17 protein-coding genes and 1 tRNA gene are annotated in these 18006 nt (G+C 58.3%); 10 read left to right on the top strand and 8 right to left on the bottom strand.

Going from position 1 to position 18006, the window contains the following annotated elements; genetic code table 11:
- The first annotated feature begins 31 nt into the window (after positions 1-31).
- The 3 genes from ACYZTS_RS23075 to ACYZTS_RS23065 all read left to right on the top strand — a co-directional run bounded on the left by ACYZTS_RS23075 (position 32) and on the right by ACYZTS_RS23065 (position 2486).
- Positions 32-457, top strand: coding sequence for a LexA family protein (locus tag ACYZTS_RS23075; RefSeq protein WP_028622249.1), 426 nt, complete (start codon positions 32-34; stop codon positions 455-457).
- Positions 450-1727, top strand: a complete 1278-nt coding sequence (gene umuC, locus ACYZTS_RS23070; protein WP_461992296.1) for a translesion error-prone DNA polymerase V subunit UmuC — start codon at positions 450-452, stop codon at positions 1725-1727. The genes ACYZTS_RS23075 and umuC overlap by 8 nt, the downstream gene beginning before the upstream one ends.
- 393 nt (positions 1728-2120) lie before the next feature.
- Positions 2121-2486: a histone-like nucleoid-structuring protein, MvaT/MvaU family gene (locus ACYZTS_RS23065; RefSeq protein WP_461992294.1), complete on the top strand. Its 366-nt coding sequence runs from the start codon at positions 2121-2123 to the stop codon at positions 2484-2486.
- Here the strand turns inward: ACYZTS_RS23065 and ACYZTS_RS23060 are convergent.
- The 4 genes from ACYZTS_RS23060 to ACYZTS_RS23045 form a co-directional block, all read right to left on the bottom strand.
- Positions 2369-2803 (bottom strand): type 2 periplasmic-binding domain-containing protein, encoded by a 435-nt coding sequence (locus ACYZTS_RS23060; protein WP_461992292.1) that lies wholly within the window; start codon positions 2801-2803, stop codon positions 2369-2371. The genes ACYZTS_RS23065 and ACYZTS_RS23060 overlap by 118 nt on opposite strands.
- An 81-nt stretch (positions 2804-2884) precedes the next feature.
- Positions 2885-4063 carry a PAS domain-containing sensor histidine kinase gene (locus ACYZTS_RS23055; protein WP_461992290.1) on the bottom strand — a complete coding sequence of 393 codons (1179 nt, stop codon included), beginning with the start codon at positions 4061-4063 and terminating at the stop codon, positions 2885-2887.
- Positions 4050-4868, bottom strand: a complete 819-nt coding sequence (locus ACYZTS_RS23050; protein WP_461992288.1) for an alpha/beta fold hydrolase — start codon at positions 4866-4868, stop codon at positions 4050-4052. Before ACYZTS_RS23050 ends, ACYZTS_RS23055 begins: the two co-directional genes overlap by 14 nt.
- A gap of 78 nt (positions 4869-4946) precedes the next feature.
- A complete protein-coding gene (locus ACYZTS_RS23045) occupies positions 4947-5651 on the bottom strand; it encodes a murein L,D-transpeptidase catalytic domain family protein (RefSeq protein ID WP_461992287.1) in 705 nt (234 codons plus the stop codon).
- Between the two features lie 82 nt (positions 5652-5733).
- Here ACYZTS_RS23045 and ACYZTS_RS23040 point away from each other — a divergent pair, with 82 nt between their 5' ends.
- On the top strand, positions 5734-7467 hold the full coding sequence (locus ACYZTS_RS23040; RefSeq protein WP_461992285.1) for a L,D-transpeptidase family protein: 1734 nt from the start codon (positions 5734-5736) through the stop codon (positions 7465-7467).
- 92 nt (positions 7468-7559) lie between these two features.
- Positions 7560-9131 carry a sensor domain-containing diguanylate cyclase gene (locus ACYZTS_RS23035; RefSeq protein ID WP_461992283.1) on the top strand — a complete coding sequence of 524 codons (1572 nt, stop codon included), beginning with the start codon at positions 7560-7562 and terminating at the stop codon, positions 9129-9131.
- A 65-nt stretch (positions 9132-9196) separates the two neighbouring features.
- Here ACYZTS_RS23035 and ACYZTS_RS23030 read toward each other — a convergent pair whose 3' ends face one another.
- Positions 9197-9499: a hypothetical protein gene (locus ACYZTS_RS23030; RefSeq protein WP_081832550.1), complete on the bottom strand. Its 303-nt coding sequence runs from the start codon at positions 9497-9499 to the stop codon at positions 9197-9199.
- Between the two features lie 167 nt (positions 9500-9666).
- Between ACYZTS_RS23030 and ACYZTS_RS23025 the strand changes: the two genes are divergently transcribed.
- The 3 genes from ACYZTS_RS23025 (at position 9667) to ACYZTS_RS23015 (ending at position 13137) form a co-directional block, all read left to right on the top strand.
- Positions 9667-10461, top strand: a complete 795-nt coding sequence (locus ACYZTS_RS23025) for an exodeoxyribonuclease III (RefSeq protein WP_028624462.1) — start codon at positions 9667-9669, stop codon at positions 10459-10461.
- Positions 10462-10574: 113 nt separating this feature from the next.
- A complete protein-coding gene (locus tag ACYZTS_RS23020; RefSeq protein WP_461992281.1) occupies positions 10575-11405 on the top strand; it encodes an arylamine N-acetyltransferase family protein in 831 nt (276 codons plus the stop codon).
- Positions 11406-11619: 214 nt separating this feature from the next.
- The gene (locus tag ACYZTS_RS23015; protein ID WP_461992279.1) at positions 11620-13137 is read left to right on the top strand and encodes a nucleobase:cation symporter-2 family protein; all 1518 of its coding nucleotides are present in this window, start codon (positions 11620-11622) and stop codon (positions 13135-13137) included.
- 131 nt (positions 13138-13268) lie between these two features.
- On the opposite strand, the gene ACYZTS_RS23010 is transcribed toward ACYZTS_RS23015, so the two are convergent.
- Positions 13269-13344, bottom strand: a tRNA-Asn gene (locus ACYZTS_RS23010).
- A 227-nt stretch (positions 13345-13571) separates the two neighbouring features.
- Here ACYZTS_RS23010 and ACYZTS_RS23005 point away from each other — a divergent pair.
- Positions 13572-13802 (top strand): hypothetical protein, encoded by a 231-nt coding sequence (locus ACYZTS_RS23005; RefSeq protein ID WP_028624759.1) that lies wholly within the window; start codon positions 13572-13574, stop codon positions 13800-13802.
- On the opposite strand, the gene ACYZTS_RS23000 is transcribed toward ACYZTS_RS23005, so the two are convergent.
- Both ACYZTS_RS23000 and ACYZTS_RS22995 read right to left on the bottom strand, forming a co-directional pair.
- Positions 13799-14011 (bottom strand): hypothetical protein, encoded by a 213-nt coding sequence (locus ACYZTS_RS23000; RefSeq protein WP_461992277.1) that lies wholly within the window; start codon positions 14009-14011, stop codon positions 13799-13801. The genes ACYZTS_RS23005 and ACYZTS_RS23000 overlap by 4 nt on opposite strands.
- 231 nt (positions 14012-14242) lie before the next feature.
- Complete coding sequence (locus ACYZTS_RS22995) at positions 14243-15439, bottom strand: amino acid aminotransferase (protein WP_461992275.1); 1197 nt, start codon at positions 15437-15439, stop codon at positions 14243-14245.
- Between the two features lie 338 nt (positions 15440-15777).
- Here ACYZTS_RS22995 and uvrB point away from each other — a divergent pair, with 338 nt between their 5' ends.
- A complete protein-coding gene (uvrB, locus tag ACYZTS_RS22990; protein ID WP_028624762.1) occupies positions 15778-17793 on the top strand; it encodes an excinuclease ABC subunit UvrB in 2016 nt (671 codons plus the stop codon).
- Positions 17794-18006 lie beyond the last annotated feature (213 nt).

The following is an 18006-nucleotide window of genomic DNA, read 5'->3' as shown; positions in this document are numbered from 1 at the left end:
TATATTCGTACAGTATTGGAAGTCGTGCGTCATGAGTTACTCAATTCTAGGCCCCATCAGCGAGGGCGGGTTCAGGTTGCCGTTGTGCCTGTTTCAGGTGCCGGCAGGTTTTCCGTCACCGGCAGCGGATCACATCGAGGCGCAGATATCGCTGGATGAGGTGCTGAATGTGCGGGCGCCGCATGTCTATCTGGTGTCACTCACAGGGGAGAGCATGCAGGGTGCGGGTATTTATGAAGGCGATCTGGCGATTGTTGACCGTTCGATAGAACCGGTGCACGGCAATGTGGTGATTGCTTTGCTGAATAATGAACCGGTGTGCAAGCGTCTTTGCCTGCGTGGGAAGGATGTGATTCTGCTGTCGGATAACCCCAAATACCCGCCGCGCTACGTGCTTGAAGGGGACGAGTTGACGATTTGGGGCGTGGTGACGAGCAGCGTGCGCAGCCATGTCTGAAGTCCCGGCGGTTTTTGGCCTGATCGATTGCAATAGCTTTTACGCCAGTTGCGAGCGGGTGTTTCGGCCCGATCTGGCGAAGGTGCCCATTGTGGTGCTCTCCAATAACGACGGCTGCGTCATCGCACGCAGTTATGACGCCAAACCTTTTGTGAAAATGGGTGAGCCGTACTTCCAGGTCAGGCACAAGCTCAAGCAGCACGGTATCGTCCCGTTCTCTTCCAATTACGCGCTGTACGGCGACATGAGCGAGCGCGTGATGAGCCTGATCGAGTCGATGGTGCCGGCCGTCGAGGTTTACAGCATTGACGAAGCCTTCGCCGATCTTACTGGCATCGTCGATCTGGACAGCCTCGGTCGCCGGATTCGCAGCCATGTGCTGCGCTGCACCGGCATCCCGGTCGGGGTCGGCATCGCTCACACCAAAACGCTGGCGAAACTGGCCAATCACACGGCCAAGCGCCTGCAAGCGCAGACGGGTGGGGTGGTGAACATTTGCGACGCGGTCAAACGTGACTGGGTCCTGCGCAACACTGACGTCGGCGAGGTGTGGGGTGTCGGTCGACGAATGAAGATGCATCTGGATGCAATGGGGATCAAGACCGCGATGGACCTGGTCAAAGCCGATCCATGGACCTTGCGCAAAAAATTCAGTGTTGTCATCGAGAAGACTGCTCGCGAGCTAGCCGGTACCGCGTGCCTTGAGCTGGACGAGCCTGACCCGCCGAAGCAGGAAATCTGCTGCAGCCGAATGTTCGGCAGACGTCTCACGGAATTGCCGCCAATCAAGGAAGCGGTCGCGACCTACATGATGCGCGCTTCGGAAAAACTCAGGGCGCAGAATTCGTTGTGCAGGAAGATCCGCGTCAGCATCCGCACCGGCATGTTCAACCCGGACGAAGCCAGGTACGCGAATGGGGTGGTGGTCGATCTGCCATACCCGACGGATGATGTGCGATTACTTACCCGGTTGGCAGTCAATGCACTCGATCGGGTGTTCAGGCCGGGGTTTAAATACAGCAAGGCGGAAGTGTTGCTGCTAAACCTGTGTCAGCCCGGCGAGTACACGGATGATCTGTTTGCAGCGTCCCAGGCCACCGACGCGACAAGGGTGATGGCAGTGCTGGATCAGATCAACAGCCGGTGGGGCAGAGGCACTTTACGCACTGCCAGTGTGCCAAGTCACCCGGAATGGGCCATGCGACGGGAGATCATGAGCCAGAGCTACACCACAAGACTTGATCAGCTGTGGAAGGTGCCCTGTAACTAGTGGCCTAGGCGGCGAACGCTGCCTACATCATCACGGGCCACTTGCGCCGGCACCGTGCAGGCGCCGGTAGTGCCAGGCAAATTCAGCCTCCTTGCTGATGGGTCAGTGTTACACGATGCCAATAAAAGACAGGATAAACAGGACGATCACGACGGCGCCGACGATGTAGATAATGTTATTCATGGTTTGCTTCTCCAGGTTGGTAGGGGGCTGACACGTTGGTGTCTACTACAACGGACAGCCTCGATGACGATTCCGTTCCGCAGGCATCACCTGCAATGCAAGTGACGTACAAACGTTGCAGGAATTACTTGCTCAGATGAATTAAGTTAACTAAATTCAAACAGGTGCTTTTGGTGTACCGTCTGGTTACTAACCACGTAGAGATCAATAATGTCCAAGCTCGCAGAATTCCGCCAACTCGAAAAACACCTTGCCGAACAACTCCAGGCGCTTGAAGCCTTGAAGGGCGACGCGGGTCTGAAAAAAGAAATAGAGTTCGAGACCAAGTTGCGCGACTTGCTCGCCAAATACAGCTACAGCCTGAAGGATGTGATCAACCTTCTTGACCCGAAAGCGGGTCGTCGCACCCCTGCGAACGAGCCAAAAACCAGTACTCGCAAGCCGCGCGAAATGAAAGTCTACAAGCATCCTAAAACCGGCGAAGTGGTTGAAACCAAAGGCGGCAACCACAAAACCCTGAAGGAATGGAAAGCTGAACACGGCTCCGCCACCGTCGAGTCTTGGCTGACCAAGTAAGACGCAGCTGAAGAAAAAACTGGGCCCCTTGAGGGCCCTTTTTTTATCGCGCCTATTGGTGCGGACCGCTTATGGATCAGGAACGACAGCGCTTGCGGCGATTCGCTGAAGACATTCAAAGGGCGCAGGTTCTGGTATCGAGTCGCGCAGACAAGGTAATAACAGCGGCCATTTTCGATGGGTTCAAACAATGCAACAAGTTCACCGCCGTGCAACTCATCCTGCACCAGTATTTCCGGAATCAAACCGAAGCCAATGCCGGCCGAGACCGATTGAGTCAGATGGGCCGTAAGCTCGAAGTGCGGGCCTGATTTCATATGTCGGTGATCAACACCATGGCGATCAAACCAGTCTGATCACGCGCCGGGCCTGGAAACAACGTTAAGCAGTGATTGGCTTCAGCGCGCAGCCTGTCGCGGGAAGTAGACAGAGAACACCGTGCCGTCCTGTGCATCTGAACTCACCGACACGACTCCGCCGTGCGCGACGGCGATTTCCCTGACGATAAACAGACCGAGGCCGACGCTGCGCACTTCACTGTCGGTTTGAGTGCCACGGGTCATCGGCTCAAACAGAACGCTCATGATTGCTTGCGCAATCACAGGCCCATGGTTGTGCACGGAGACGATGGCCTGCTCATTCTCCAGGCGGGAGGTGATCGTGATCGGTTGGTCCAAATCTCCGTAAGCCACGCTGTTGGCCACCAGGTTACCGATGATTTGCTGGACGCGATCTGCATCCAGATGAGCGCTGCCCGCGCCGATCGATTGGTGGACCAGCGTCGATTGTGGAAACGCTACTCGCAGCTCATCGACAATCTGCCCAGTGACCTGATGCAGATCCATCGACGCAGGCGCAATGTTCAAACCGCGGCCAACGCGGGCGAGGGCGAAGTCCAGCAAGTCGGCAATCATCCGTTGCGCGCGCTCGGATGACTGGCCGATGTGGCCCAGCAAGCGGGTTTCTTTGGGGCTGCGCTCTGCGGTGCTGAGCATTTGCGAAGCCATTTTGATCGCCGTGAGCGGATTCTTCAGATCGTGGCTGACGATGGCCACCATCTGTTCGGCAAACGTGGCGCGCCGCTGAGATTTCTCATAGGCCATTTTCAGCTCCGCCTGAGCTTGCTGGAGAGCAGTCTCGGCCGCGGTCTTTTCGCGTAACAGGTCTTCGGCGACTTTTCGCGCACGAACCAGTTCACGTTCGTACTTGTCGCGATCCGTGGTACCGAACAAGGCCAGTTCATAGAACGCGCCGTTGGCGTGTTCGCGCCTGACACCGTTGAGCAGCATGGTCACAGTGCGTTTGTCGCGATGCACCAGATCGAGTTTGACCTCCGCGACGGAGCCCTGCATCTGCATGAGCGGCGCCCAGTGGGTTTGATGAAAAATTCGCCCGCCCATGGTCAGCAGGTCCTGAAAGCGTCGACCGATCAACTCGGCGGGTTCGAAGCCGACCCAATTGCCGAACGTCTTATTGCTTTGCAGGATCGTGCCGTTTTCCTTCGTGACGACCAATCCGCAGGGGGCCAGCTCGAACAAAGTTTGCGGGTCGGGCAGCACCGGCTCATCGCTCGGCATGCGCGCCTACCCATGGCGACAGGAAGCTGTCCATGGCGTCGGAGCACGCACTCGGCGCGCTCATGTGCGGGCAGTGACCGACGTTGTCCACCAGGCACAAGGTGCTGTTGGTGAGCACATCGTGCAGGTATTCACCCACGGCAACCGGAGCGATGAGGTCGTCAGTAGACTGCAGAATCAAGGTCGGGGTAGTCAGGCCGGCAATGTCTTTGCGGTTGTCCGACATGAACGTTACGCGCGCAAATTGCTTGGCGATCTCCGGGTCGGTCCTGCAAAAACTGTTGGTGAGCTCTTCGCCCAACGCCGGTTGGCCCGGCGCGCCCATGATCGCCGGGGCCATGTTGCTGGACCAGCCGAGGTAATTACTGTCGAGGGTGTCGAGCAGGGAGTGGATGTCTTCGAGCTGGAAACCGCCTACATAGTCGTCGGAATCGATGTAGCAGGGCGACGGACCGATCATCACATGAGCGGCGATTCTGCCGGGCGCCTGACGATCGGCCAGAGCGCCGATCATCGCGCTGACCGAGTGGCCGACGATAATCACCGGGCCGCTGGCGAATTGGTCGATGATTTCGTTGAGGTCCTGCGCATAACCGCCCAGCGAGTTGTACTTCTGCGCGTCGTAAGCGCCGAGGTCCGATTGACCAGCGCCCACCAGGTCATACAGCACGACCTTGAAACGATCCGCGAATGTATCGACAAGGTAACGCCACATTGTCTGATCACAGCCGAAACCGTGAGAAAACACCAGTGTCGCCGGACCGTTGCCCCTGACTGTCACGTTGTTGCGGTGTTGAAGGTCCATGCGAGGGGTTCCCGGTCGAGCCTAAAGTGTTTGGCCGTGGGGGAGTTTAGATAGTCCCGCGCAACAGGTCACGCTGCATTAGCGATTGGTCACGCGCTTGGTAGCCGACGCCATGGTGCCGCTACCGCAATTGATATAGGACGAGGTTTTCAACCAGCGGTTATCCGGGTAGTAGGAAAACAACAACTGGCCGTCTTTCATGGAATTGATCAGTTTGCGCGCTACCGCCGGTCGGACTGCCGGGCAGCCGAGACTGCGACCGATCCGCCCATTCGCCCGCGCGAGTACCGGGCTGACGTAAGGAGCGCCATGAATGACGATTGCACGGTCGAAAGCGTTATCGTTGAAACCCGGCTCCAGACCTTGCATGCGCAATGAGTAACCGTTTTGCCCGACATAACTTTGCTGGGTGCGGTACAAACCGAGGCTGGTGGCAAAACTTTCATTCTTGTTGGAGAAATTGACAGCCATGTTTTCGCCGGTGTTGCGACCATGGGCGACCAATTCCTGAAACAGTAACTTGCGCTGTTTTAAATCGAACACCCAAAGGCGCTGTTCGGTCGAAGGCAGGGAGTAATCGATCACAGCAAGTCTTTGCGCAGGGGCTGCGCCTTGGGCGATGCTGCATTTTGAGGCGCGTACTGCGAGGTTGATGACGTTGGCATTGGCTTTGGGCGCTGCTTTGATAAGAGCGGTCGCGAGCGAATCGGCGTAGGCTGACGGTGCGGACATTGCAGTCAGTAAGAGTGCCGGGAAGACACAGCCAAAACGTAATAGCGCCATATAGATGTCTCATCTTGTTGAGTTCGAGTCTAGCAGTGCGTTGGGATGCCAGGCGTTGAATGTGGGGGATTAAGGATTATTCATGGTGCTTTTAACAAGGTTATTCGTCATAAGCCGCGTTTTTTTTATGGGCTTTCTGATCAGCGGCACTGCTTTGGCCGAAACTTCGCCGATTGAGCTGACATCTACGGCCAGCGCCCACACTGCGCCCGATGACAACGTCGGTCGGGCTATCCAGGCGTCGCTGGAACCGTTGAAAAGCGCCTTTCCGCCGCTGCTGACTGCACCCCGTCATCGACGTGTGGACGTCAGTCGTCTGGTGCTGGATTTTTACGCTCATCGCGCCTATCGACCGGCATGGACTCAGGACGCCGACATCGATCAATTGATCACCAGCCTGCAGGCGACGGACATTGACGGTTTGACGCCAACGGATTTTCACATCGACGAACTGGTCCGATCCCGGGCGACTTTGAAGGCAGCGCCTGCCACCCCTGAGCAGCAAGCGGCTTTTGATCTGGTCACCACGCATACCTTCATTAGCGCACTGATGCAGCTGCGGCGCGGCAAGGTCGACCCCGCGCGGCTGGATAATCACTGGAATTTCGATGCCAACGGTGTCGACCCGCGTGACGACGTCAACGCTTTTTTCGCCGCTCTGGACAATCACGACGTGGCAAAAGCGTTTGCCCAGGCCCCGCCGCAAGAAGCGGTGTATGTCGGGTTACGCCAGGCCCTGGCGCAGTTGCGCGGTGTTCGTGAGCGCGGCGGCTGGCCGAAGGTGGTGGTCGATCATTCGCTTAAACCTGGCATGGACGAGCCGGCCGTTGCGCAGTTGCGTGCGCGACTGGTTGCTGCAGGCTTCCTCGATTCGCGTCTGATCCGCGGCACTCAGTACGATGGCGCCGTCACCGCTGCGGTGAAAAAATATCAGAACGAACAATACCTGACCGCCGACGGCGTGGCCGGCGCGACTACGCTGGCGGCGTTGAACGTCCCGGTCGAGGCGCGTATCGATCAGGTGCGGGTCAACATGGAGCGGGCGCGCTGGCTGCTTTACAAACTCCAGGGCACGTTCGTGATTGTCGATATCGCCGGCTACAAGGTGGCCATGTACCGAGATGGCCAGCCTATATGGCGCTCCCGCGTGCAGGTCGGCAAGGCGGCGCGCAATACGCCGATCTTCCAGGCGCAGATCAGCTACATCACCTTCAACCCTACCTGGACGGTGCCGCCGACAATCCTCAAGGAAGACGTGCTGCCGAAGGTTCAAAGCAATCTCGATTACCTCGCCGCCCACCGGATGCGCGTGCTCGATCGCGAGGGCAACGTGCTGGACCCCTCGACCGTCGACTGGAGCAATCCGCGCGGCATCAGTTTGCGCCAGGACGCCGGACCGGACAGCTCGCTGGGGCAGGTGGTCATCCGTTTCCCTAACGATTACGCGATCTATCTGCACGACACCCCGCATCGCGAGCTGTTTTCCAGAACCATTCGCGCAACCAGTTCGGGCTGCATTCGTGTGGAGAATCCGCTGCAACTGGTTGAGTTGCTGTTCAACGACCCGGTCAAATGGAACAGCGTCGGTATCCAGAAGCAACTGGCCACTGGCAAGACCCAGAACATTCTGCTGCCGGTCAAAGTCCCGGTGTTGCTCGCCTATTGGACAGTGGACATGGGCAGTGACGGGCGCGTGGCGTTCAAGCCCGATGTGTATGGCTACGATGCGCCAGTGTTGAGAGCGTTGAATCGGCCTTCGCAAATGCCCGTGGTGAATTTACAGGCAGCAAGGGTGGCGCCGGGCAACCTGCGGTAAGGACAACTGGTGTGTGCCTTGACGTACACTAGGCGTGCCATTTCCAAGGGTGTCGGGCCTTCGCCCATGCCGTACTCCTGCAGGACTAGCTTTTGCCTATCTCGCTAGACGATCCGCGCCATGCTACCGGCGCCGCATTGAAACGGCTGCCGCTGCGCAAGGCCGCGCTGCTGTTTGTCGGCGTCGTGTGTCTGTGCCTTTGCGGTCTGTTGTACCTGCAACTGGAGCAATCGCGTCGGCACGATCTTGCGTCGGCTGAAGAGGACTCTGCAAACCTCACGCGTGCCATGGCCCAGCAGGCTGAAGATACTTTCATGAAAGCCGATCTGGTGCTGACCAGCCTCGCAGACTGGATCCAGGCTGACGGCTTCAGCGGAGAACAGAAGCCCCTGTTACGCAAAACCTTCGCCCGCCGGGTGCAGGCACTCAACCAGCTGCACGGTGTGTTTCTGTTTGATCAGAAGGGCCAGTGGGTGGTGACCTCGTTTGAAGATCTGCCGCGCGGCTCGGGTGTTGAAGACCGCGAATATTTCAGGTTTCACCAGCAGAATGTGTCGTCCATTGCGCACATCGGCCCGGCCATTCGCAGTCGCGAAAACGGCGAATGGATCATCCCGGTTTCCAAACGCGTGAACGACGAAAGCGGCCGGTTCCAAGGTGTGTTGATGGCCGGCATCAAGATGTCGTATTTCGACCAGTTCTTCAAAAGCTTCAGCATCGATAACGATGGCTCGATGTTCCTCGCGCTTAGCGACGGCACGCTGTTGGCGCGACGCCCTTTCGTGGAGGCACAGATTGGCAAGTCGCTGTCCAAGGGCGAGATCTTCAGCAAATACCTGGCTGGCGCGACGTCCGGCAACGCGATGATTCCTTCCGTGCTGGATGACACCGTGCGCCTGCATGGCTTCCGTCAGCTCGATGCTTACCCAGTGGTGGTTTCGGCCGCTTCATCGAAAGATGCCATTCTCAAGGACTGGTACGCCACTGCATTTCATTCCACCGTGATCGTTGCGCTGGTCGTGCTGGGCGTAGGCCTTTTTGGCTGGGTGTTTGTGCGTCAGGTGCGCGTGGGTGAACGCATCGAAAAGGATCTGCGCAAGGCCCAGGAGGCGCTGAAATTGATCGCGACCCACGACAGTCTCACGGGGCTGGGTAATCGTCGGCTGTTCGAGCAAGCGCTCGACATCGAGTTTGGCCGAGGCGCTCGGCAATCGACGCCGTTGAGTCTGATCCTGCTCGATATCGACTACTTCAAACGCTACAACGATGCCTACGGACACGTGGCCGGCGACCACTGTCTTGTACAAGTTGCGAAAGCAGTCAAAAGTTGCTGCCAGCGCCCGACGGACCTCGCCGTACGTTACGGGGGTGAAGAGTTCGCTGTGTTGCTATCCGATACCGACATCCATGGGGCGATGGCCATTGCCGAACAGATCAGGCGTAGCGTCATGGCGCAAAACATTCGTCACAGCGGCTCGCCCAACGGTTTTGTCACGGTCAGTCTCGGCTGCTATGCGTTCGTGCCGACGGGGCACGATGACAAGGAAGTGTTCATAAAGCGCGCGGACGCTGCGCTGTATCAAGCCAAACATTCGGGTCGCAACCGCTCAGCGGTGCTCTCACTGGAAGGCACGGTTGAGGCGTTGATGCGCTCGGACCGTTAGGCGGTAACTGCGGGACTGATCCAGAAAGCTGCCGACGATGTCCGTCATCGGCTGCCTTTGCGCGTTCAGCTGCCTGTGCCGCCGCCCGCTCCACCGGTGCCGCCACCTGCTGCACCCGTGCCACCGCCAGCGCCGGAGCCACTGGTGCCGCCACTTCCGCCAGCGGGTGGCGCGGGTGTCGGATTAACGCTGCCATCGGTATTAGGACGCGGGGGGGCGCTCGGGTTTGGCACTGTTGTAGCGCCGCCGACCGATCCGGATTTGGTGCCGGTAGCGTCTGCGCCATCGCCAGAGCCTGCAATTGCAGTAGCGGAAGCTGCAGAGAGCAACCCGGCCAGAAGCAACGGCGTGATTTTGATCTTCATCATCGTTCGTCTCCAAGGGTGAGTCGTTACTTCATGTTGGTGTCGGCGGCGATGAGGTTGGTGCCCATTGGATGACGAGCGGTCGTGTTGCGCAGCTGCGCGTCAATCAACGCAACCACCCGAATGTGGCGAGGTCACACAAAGATCATCCGCGACAGGAGCGCTGGCCTGTGAAGAATCTGCGAATTGCAACGTTCAACGTCAATGGCATGCGCGCCCGCCTGCCCAATCTGCTGGCCTGGCTGGAGCGGGAGAAGCCGGACATCGTCTGTCTGCAGGAGCTGAAATCGGTGGACGCTGCATTTCCCGCCTCAGACATCGAGGCCGCCGGTTATGGCGCGCTCTGGCAAGGGCAAACGTCGTGGAACGGTGTGGCGATTCTGGCACGGGATGCGCAACCGCTTGAGAGTCGCCGAGGTTTGCCCGGCGACGACAGCGACACCCAAAGTCGCTACATCGAGGCAGCTGTGCACGGCGTACTCGTCGGTTGTTTGTACTTGCCCAACGGCAACCCGCAGCCGGGGCCGAAATTCGACTACAAACTGGCGTGGTTCGAACGGCTGATCAGCCATGCAAAAGATTTGCAGAGCAGTGAACATCCGGTGGTGCTGGCCGGCGACTACAACGTGGTGCCCACCGATCTGGATATTTACAACACGCGCTCCTGGCTCAAGGACGCGCTGCTGCAGCCGGAAAGTCGCGAGTGCTACCAGCGCCTGCTCGATCAGGGCTGGACGGATTCCCTGCGGCATTTGTACCCCGAAGACCGTCTCTACACCTTCTGGGACTATTTCCGACAGCACTGGCAGAAAAATTCCGGGTTGCGCATCGACCACCTCCTGCTCAATCCGGCATTGAGTCCCTACCTGCACGAAGCGGGCGTTGATGCGTGGGTGCGCAATGAACCGCACGCCAGCGACCATGCACCGACCTGGATCCGGTTGGGCACGCGCAAGCGTCGCTGAGTTTGCCGAGTCACGGCAATTGCCTGAATCAATTGTTGTGACCGGGAGCTTATGCTTTATACATGGCGACCATTGGCGGAGATATCCGCGATTCCCTGCACAAGGATCTCGCAATGAACGAGCCACGCTTGAGCAATCCTGCGCTGTACCTGCAACGCCTCGGTTTCGACACGCCACCACAGCCCACGCTCGAGACTCTGCGTCAGCTGCAATTGCGTCATACCGGCGTTTTTCCTTTCGAAAACATCAACACCCTCGCGGGCCTTCCAGTGCTCATCGACCTGCCATCAATCGAGCAAAAACTCCTTCACGAAGGTCGCGGTGGCTACTGCTATGAGCTGAACGGGATGTTCTTTGCGCTGCTGCGGACGCTGGGTTACGACGTGCGCGGCATTACCGGTCGCGTGGTGATGGGCCAGCCCGAAGGGGCGTGGACGGCACGCACCCACCGCCTGAACCTTGTTGTTGTGCAGGGCGTGCGCTACATCACCGACGTCGGGTTCGGCGGCATGGTGCCCACGGCGCCACTGCTGCTCGATACTGAGGACGAGCAGGCGACTCCCCATGAACCTTATCGAATCGAACGACATGAAGACGGCTACACCTTGTTCGCCAAGGTCGCGAGCGAATGGCGGGCGATGTACATCTTTGATCTGCACCGTCAGGAAGAGATCGATTACGCCGTCGGCAACTGGTACGTCTCGACCTATCCGCAATCCTCGTTTGCCAGGCAACTGATGGTGGCACGAACGGGAGAGGGCTGGCGTCGCACGTTGAACAACGGCAGCTTCGCGATTCATCGGATTGGACAGGAATCCGAACGGCGGGAAATAACCGGGCTGGATGAATTGGCCGAAGTGCTGAATCGTGAGTTCTCCATTCGGCTGCCCAAGCATGCACAGGTCAGGCGCGCGTTGGCGAAATTGCTCGCACCTGCTGACTGATTCGACAACCCTGGGCAATCCTCACGCTGGCGCAGTTAGAGCGCACATCGGCAGGCTTATTGCAGAAATGTTGTGGCGTGCGCCAACCAGTTTTCAGGAAGATTTGAACGCCTGTTCATAATTTGACTGGTGAGTTGTATACAACTCTATAGACATTTGTCGTGAGTCTTGCATACAGTGTGCGCATAACAAAAAACCAGGGAACCCCCCAATCATGAAAACGCCCCATGTTTCACACCAACGGCCTGAGGACGAAAACCTCGGGGTCGGCGCGAATATGGCTTACGGCCTGCAACACGTTCTGACCATGTACGGCGGCATTGTCGCGGTGCCATTGATCATCGGCCAAGCGGCCGGGCTGTCACCGGCGGACATCGGTTTATTGATTGCTGCTTCATTGTTTGCGGGGGGCTTGGCAACATTACTTCAGACGCTCGGCTTACCGTTCTTCGGTTGTCAGCTGCCTTTGGTGCAGGGCGTATCGTTCTCCGGCGTCGCGACCATGGTGGCAATTGTCAGCAGTGGCGGGGAGGGTGGGTTTCAATCGATTCTGGGCGCGGTGATAGCTGCATCGTTGATCGGATTGTTGATCACGCCGGTGTTCTCGCGAATTACCAAGTTCTTCCCGCCGCTGGTGACGGGGATCGTAATCACCACCATTGGCCTGACGCTAATGCCGGTGGCTGCACGTTGGGCGATGGGCGGTAACAGCCAGGCACCGGACTTCGGCAGCATGTCCAACATTGGTTTGGCCGCAGTGACGCTGGTGCTGGTGTTGTTGCTGAGTAAAGTCGGTAGCGCGACCATCTCGCGTTTGTCGATCCTGCTGGCGATGGTCATCGGCACGGTGATCGCAGTGTTCCTCGGCATGGCGGACTTCTCCTCGGTCACGCAGGGGGCGATGTTCGGCTTCCCTACACCGTTTCACTTTGGCATGCCGACGTTCCATTTCGCCGCGATTCTATCGATGTGCATTGTCGTGATGGTGACGCTGGTAGAGACCTCGGCAGACATTCTCGCGGTTGGTGAAATCATCGAAACCAAGGTCGACTCCAAACGCCTGGGCGACGGTCTGCGCGCTGACATGCTGTCGAGCATGATCGCGCCGATCTTCGGCTCATTTACCCAAAGCGCCTTCGCCCAGAACGTTGGGCTGGTGGCGGTGACGGGGATCAAGAGCCGTTTCGTGGTGGCCACCGGCGGGATGTTCCTGGTGATTCTCGGTTTGCTGCCCTTCATGGGGCGAGTGATTGCTGCTGTGCCGACCTCCGTGCTCGGCGGCGCCGGCATTGTACTGTTCGGTACCGTGGCTGCCAGCGGCATCCGCACGCTGTCGAAAGTTGATTACCGTAATAACGTCAACCTGATCATCGTTGCGACCTCCATCGGTTTCGGCATGATTCCGATTGCCGCGCCGAACTTCTACGATCAATTCCCGAGCTGGTTCGCGACGATTTTCCATTCGGGCATCAGTTCATCGGCGATCATGGCCATCGTGCTCAATCTGGCGTTCAACCACCTGACTGCGGGCAACTCCGATCAGCAGTCGGTGTTTGCGGCGGGCACTGAGCGCGTACTGCGTTATCAGGATCTGGCGGCGTTGCGCGAAGGGGATTATTTCAGCGAAGGCAAACTGCGTGATTGCGACGGCAAGGAGATCCCGGTGGTGGAAGTGGATCACGGGCATGGCGAGCCGCGGGCGGTGCATGTGAAAAGCAGTGAGCATGTGTAGCAGCTGTATCAGACGTTAGATCGACAATCGCCCGAAGGCTTCAAAGCATTTCGGGCGATTGCTCGATGAAACGACAGACACAAAAAAGCCCCTGAATCCTTCGATTCAGGGGCTTTTTGTTTATCGCTGTCTGGCTCCACGACCTGGACTCGAACCAGGGACCCAGTGATTAACAGTCACTTGCTCTACCAACTGAGCTATCGCGGAATGGCGTGTATGTTACTGATTCAAAAAGAGAAGTCAAGCATCTGTTATTCGTTGAACAGATTTGGCGAGACGGGCGGCGGTTTATCGGCGATTGGCGGTTACCAGAAACGCAGGAGCGGGCTACCATGAACGCCCGGGAGCGGTTACACGCGCTGCCGGCCATTCGCCGAAAAGGTACGCGTCATGACCCACCTGTTTTTCACACCTTGCCCTAGCGGGGTGTTCGCATGAGCATCGCTCAAATCAGTCTGCCAAAAGGCGTGGGCCCGCACGCCGAGAAATTGCTCGATGCAATCACCCAGGCCGGCACCGCTGAAGAATTGAATCGTGCAGGCGGCAAGGCCGAAGGTTTTGTGCTGGGCCTGGAAAGCGCCAAAGCCATCAAAAGCCAGATCGCAGAATCGCTGTACGTCGCCTACGACGATGCCGCCAGCCAGCGCGCCACCGAACTGGCTTAACCGCCAAAGGTAACGGTGGCCAGTATCAGTTTGTTGTAAAGCAGCGTCGCGCCCAGTTGTACCAGCCACAAGGCCAGGCCGCCGAGGAACACGCCGGTGGCCACTTGCATCACCAGGTTGCCGCTGCGTTGTTTGGCCGGGGTGCGAGGGATGAAGTCGTCGTGGTGATCGAGGTCGTCGCGCTCGGCGCGCAGGTCATCGTTTTTCATGTGGGTTCTCATCAGAATTCAGGTGTACGCAAAACCTGTAGGAGCCGGCTTGCTGGCGAAGCGGTCACAATCGCCAACATTATGTTGGCAGGTTGTCCGCCATCGCCAGCGAGCCGGCTCCTACAAACTAGATGTCTGCAGTCTAGGGGGCTTGGTTGTCGATTTGAGATTTATCTTGTACAAAAAAACGGGAAGCCATCAAGCTTCCCGTTTTTCGTATCAGCAACTCACTCAGATCACCGCAACAATCGCCTTGGTCACCGCATCGATGTTGTTCTGATTCAACGCGGCCACGCAGATGCGGCCGGTGTCGAGGGCGTAGATGCCGAACTCTGTGCGCAGACGGGTCACTTGCTCCACGGTCAGGCCCGAGTAGGAGAACATCCCGCGCTGACGGCCAACAAAGCTGAAGTCGCGCTGCGGGGCATTTGTTGCCAGCAGGTCGACCATCTGAGTGCGCATGCCGCGAATGCGCAAACGCATTTCGGCCAGTTCTTCTTCCCATTGAGCGCGCAATTCCGGGCTGTTCAGCACGGCGGCGACGATGCTTGCACCGTGGGTCGGCGGGTTGGAGTAGTTGGTGCGGATCACGCGTTTGACTTGCGACAGCACGCGCGCGCTTTCTTCTTTCGATTCGCTGACGATCGACAAGGCACCGACGCGTTCGCCATACAGCGAGAAGGATTTCGAGAACGAACTGGAAACAAAGAACGTCAGGCCGGATTCGGCAAACAGACGCACGGCAGCGGCGTCTTCGTCGATGCCATCGCCAAAGCCCTGATAGGCCATGTCGAGGAACGGTACGTGACCCTTGGCTTTCACGACTTCCAGCACGTCTTTCCAGTCCGCCGGGCTCAGGTCCACGCCGGTCGGGTTATGGCAGCAGGCGTGCAGCACGACAATCGAGCCGGAGGGCAAGGCGTTCAAGTCTTCCAGCAGGCCGGTACGGTTTACATCATGGGTGGCTGCGTCGTAATAACGATAGTTCTGCACCGGGAAACCGGCGGTTTCGAACAGCGCGCGGTGGTTTTCCCAGCTGGGGTCGCTGATGGCCACGACAGCGTTCGGCAGCAGCTGCTTGAGAAAATCGGCGCCGATTTTCAGCGCGCCGGTGCCACCGACGGCCTGGGTGGTGATGACCCGGCCCGCAGCGATCAACGGAGACTCATTGCCGAACAACAGTTTCTGCACAGCCTGGTCGTAGGCGGCAATGCCATCAATCGGCAAATAGCCACGGGAGGCGTGTTGAGCGACGCGAATCGTCTCGGCTTCGACAACGGCGCGCAGGAGTGGAATTCGCCCCTCCTCGTTGCAGTAAACACCGACCCCCAGATTGACTTTGCTGGTACGGGTATCGGCGTTGAATGCTTCGTTGAGGCCCAGGATTGGATCGCGTGGTGCCATTTCGACAGCGGAGAACAGGCTCATTTTTGCGGCGGCTCTGAATGGGGGGTGGAGGGACGTGTCGCGCTCCAGCCGAATGCACTAGAGCGGTGCACAAACGGGGAGCTAGTATAGAGGCCATCCCCGATCGATGGCGACAGACGTTTCCGCTTTTACTGAAAGTTTTCTCGATTATTTTTCGACCGTTAGTCGATTCGGCGCGTCAAAGACTTCAAGGGATGTAGGACGTTTGCCTTGAAAGCGCAAGCAATCGGCTCCACATTGAGATCAATCCAGTTTTTTCCTCGGGCGACGTCGGTCGTTTGCGGTCTTTCTCGTTCCTGTCCGGTGTAGCCGAGCGGGAGTGAACCCAGAGGTATTTCATGTCTGAATTCCAGCTAGTCACCCGCTTCGAGCCCGCCGGCGATCAGCCGGAAGCCATTCGCCTGATGGTCGAAGGCATCGAGGCCGGGCTGGCGCACCAGACGTTGCTCGGTGTGACCGGTTCGGGGAAGACTTTCAGCATCGCCAACGTCATCGCTCAGGTTCAGCGTCCGACCCTGGTATTGGCACCCAACAAAACCCTGGCCGCGCAACTGTACGGTGAATTCAAGGCGTTCTTTCCGAATAACGCCGTCGAGTATTTCGTTTCCTACTACGACTATTACCAGCCGGAAGCGTACGTGCCGTCCTCGGACACCTTTATCGAGAAAGACGCCTCGATCAACGACCACATTGAGCAGATGCGTTTGTCGGCCACCAAGGCGTTGCTGGAGCGCAAAGACGCGATCATCGTCACCACGGTGTCGTGCATCTACGGTCTGGGCAGCCCCGAGACGTATCTGAAAATGGTGCTGCACGTCGATCGCGGCGACAAGCTCGATCAGCGCGCCTTGCTGCGCCGTCTGGCCGACCTGCAATACACCCGCAACGACATTGATTTCGCTCGCGCAACCTTTCGGGTGCGTGGCGATGTGATTGATATCCACCCGGCGGAATCCGATTTCGAAGCCATCCGCATCGAGCTGTTCGATGACGAAGTGGAAAGCCTGTCAGCGTTCGATCCGTTGACCGGTGAGGTCATTCGCAAACTGCCACGTTTCACGTTCTACCCGAAAAGCCACTACGTGACTCCGCGCGAAACCTTGCTCGGCGCCATCGAAGGGATCAAGGTCGAGTTGCAGGAACGTCTCGAATACCTTCGCTCCAACAACAAACTGGTCGAAGCCCAGCGTCTGGAACAGCGCACCCGTTTCGACCTGGAGATGATTCTCGAACTGGGCTACTGCAACGGCATCGAAAACTACTCGCGCTACCTCTCGGGTCGTGCCTCCGGGCAAGCGCCGCCGACGCTGTTTGATTACCTGCCGGCCGACGCGCTGCTGGTGATCGACGAATCGCACGTCAGCGTGCCGCAAGTCGGCGCCATGTACAAAGGCGACCGTTCGCGCAAGGAAACGCTGGTGGAATACGGCTTCCGGCTGCCCTCGGCGCTGGACAACCGGCCAATGCGTTTTGACGAATTCGAAGGGATCAGCCCGCAGACAATTTTTGTGTCGGCCACGCCGGGCAACTACGAGGCTGAACACGCTGGCCGCGTGGTCGAACAACTGGTCCGCCCGACTGGCCTGGTCGACCCGCAGATCGAGATCCGCCCGGCGCTGACCCAGGTCGACGATCTGCTCTCGGAGATTGGCAAACGTGTCGCGCTGGAAGAGCGCGTCCTGGTCACCACTCTGACCAAGCGCATGTCCGAAGACTTGACCGATTATCTGGCCGATCACGGCGTGCGCGTGCGCTATCTGCACTCGGACATCGACACGGTGGAGCGGGTCGAAATCATCCGCGATCTGCGCCTCGGTACGTTCGACGTGCTGGTGGGGATCAACCTGTTGCGCGAAGGTCTCGACATGCCGGAAGTTTCGCTGGTGGCGATTCTGGACGCGGACAAGGAGGGCTTCCTGCGTTCCGAGCGCTCGCTGATCCAGACCATTGGCCGTGCGGCGCGAAACCTCAATGGCCGGGCGATTCTGTATGCCGACCGCATGACCGGGTCGATGGAACGGGCGATCGGCGAAACCGAGCGGCGTCGCGACAAGCAGATCGCCTTCAACCTGGCCAACGGCATTACGCCCAAAGGCGTGTTCAAGGACGTTGCCGACATCATGGAAGGCGCCACGGTGCCGGGTTCGCGCAGCAAGAAGCGCAAAGGCATGGCCAAGGCCGCCGAGGAAAGCGCCAAGTACGAAGCCGAATTGCGCTCGCCGGGGGAAATCGCCAAACGTATCAAAGGTCTCGAAGAGAAGATGTATCAGCTGGCGCGGGATCTGGAATTCGAAGCCGCGGCGCAAATGCGTGACGAGATTGGCAAGTTGCGCGAGCGGTTGATCGAGGTCTGATATTTGCGTGCAAGCCCGCTCCTACAAAGAACCGATTCTAGCGGGAACAACTTGCTCTACTGTAGGAGCGAGCCTGCTCGCGATAGCGTTATTCCAGACGCTGCAGTCCCCATTGACGACCGCCGCATAACCACGTCAACAAGCCAAAGCCGGCATATCTGCCCTGCTCACTGGAGCCGGGCGGGCTACGCCTGTTACCATTCGCGCTTTGTT

The sequence above is a fragment of the Pseudomonas sp. TMB3-21 genome, from assembly GCF_054898145.1.
This window is presented reverse-complemented; position numbering and strand designations above follow the sequence as displayed.

What these genes read in the sequence shown, in the direction of transcription:
- ACYZTS_RS23075 (WP_028622249.1), top strand. Translation starts at nt 32, where the DNA reads ATGAGTTACTCAATTCTAGGCCCCATCAGCGAGGGCGGGTTCAGGTTG.
- umuC (WP_461992296.1), top strand. Translation starts at nt 450, where the DNA reads ATGTCTGAAGTCCCGGCGGTTTTTGGCCTGATCGATTGCAATAGCTTT.
- ACYZTS_RS23065 (WP_461992294.1), top strand. Translation starts at nt 2,121, where the DNA reads ATGTCCAAGCTCGCAGAATTCCGCCAACTCGAAAAACACCTTGCCGAA.
- ACYZTS_RS23060 (WP_461992292.1), bottom strand. Translation starts at nt 2,803, where the DNA reads ATGAAATCAGGCCCGCACTTCGAGCTTACGGCCCATCTGACTCAATCG.
- ACYZTS_RS23055 (WP_461992290.1), bottom strand. Translation starts at nt 4,063, where the DNA reads ATGCCGAGCGATGAGCCGGTGCTGCCCGACCCGCAAACTTTGTTCGAG.
- ACYZTS_RS23050 (WP_461992288.1), bottom strand. Translation starts at nt 4,868, where the DNA reads ATGGACCTTCAACACCGCAACAACGTGACAGTCAGGGGCAACGGTCCG.
- ACYZTS_RS23045 (WP_461992287.1), bottom strand. Translation starts at nt 5,651, where the DNA reads ATGGCGCTATTACGTTTTGGCTGTGTCTTCCCGGCACTCTTACTGACT.
- ACYZTS_RS23040 (WP_461992285.1), top strand. Translation starts at nt 5,734, where the DNA reads ATGGTGCTTTTAACAAGGTTATTCGTCATAAGCCGCGTTTTTTTTATG.
- ACYZTS_RS23030 (WP_081832550.1), bottom strand. Translation starts at nt 9,499, where the DNA reads ATGATGAAGATCAAAATCACGCCGTTGCTTCTGGCCGGGTTGCTCTCT.
- ACYZTS_RS23020 (WP_461992281.1), top strand. Translation starts at nt 10,575, where the DNA reads ATGAACGAGCCACGCTTGAGCAATCCTGCGCTGTACCTGCAACGCCTC.
- ACYZTS_RS23015 (WP_461992279.1), top strand. Translation starts at nt 11,620, where the DNA reads ATGAAAACGCCCCATGTTTCACACCAACGGCCTGAGGACGAAAACCTC.
- ACYZTS_RS23005 (WP_028624759.1), top strand. Translation starts at nt 13,572, where the DNA reads ATGAGCATCGCTCAAATCAGTCTGCCAAAAGGCGTGGGCCCGCACGCC.
- ACYZTS_RS23000 (WP_461992277.1), bottom strand. Translation starts at nt 14,011, where the DNA reads ATGAAAAACGATGACCTGCGCGCCGAGCGCGACGACCTCGATCACCAC.
- ACYZTS_RS22995 (WP_461992275.1), bottom strand. Translation starts at nt 15,439, where the DNA reads ATGAGCCTGTTCTCCGCTGTCGAAATGGCACCACGCGATCCAATCCTG.
- uvrB (WP_028624762.1), top strand. Translation starts at nt 15,778, where the DNA reads ATGTCTGAATTCCAGCTAGTCACCCGCTTCGAGCCCGCCGGCGATCAG.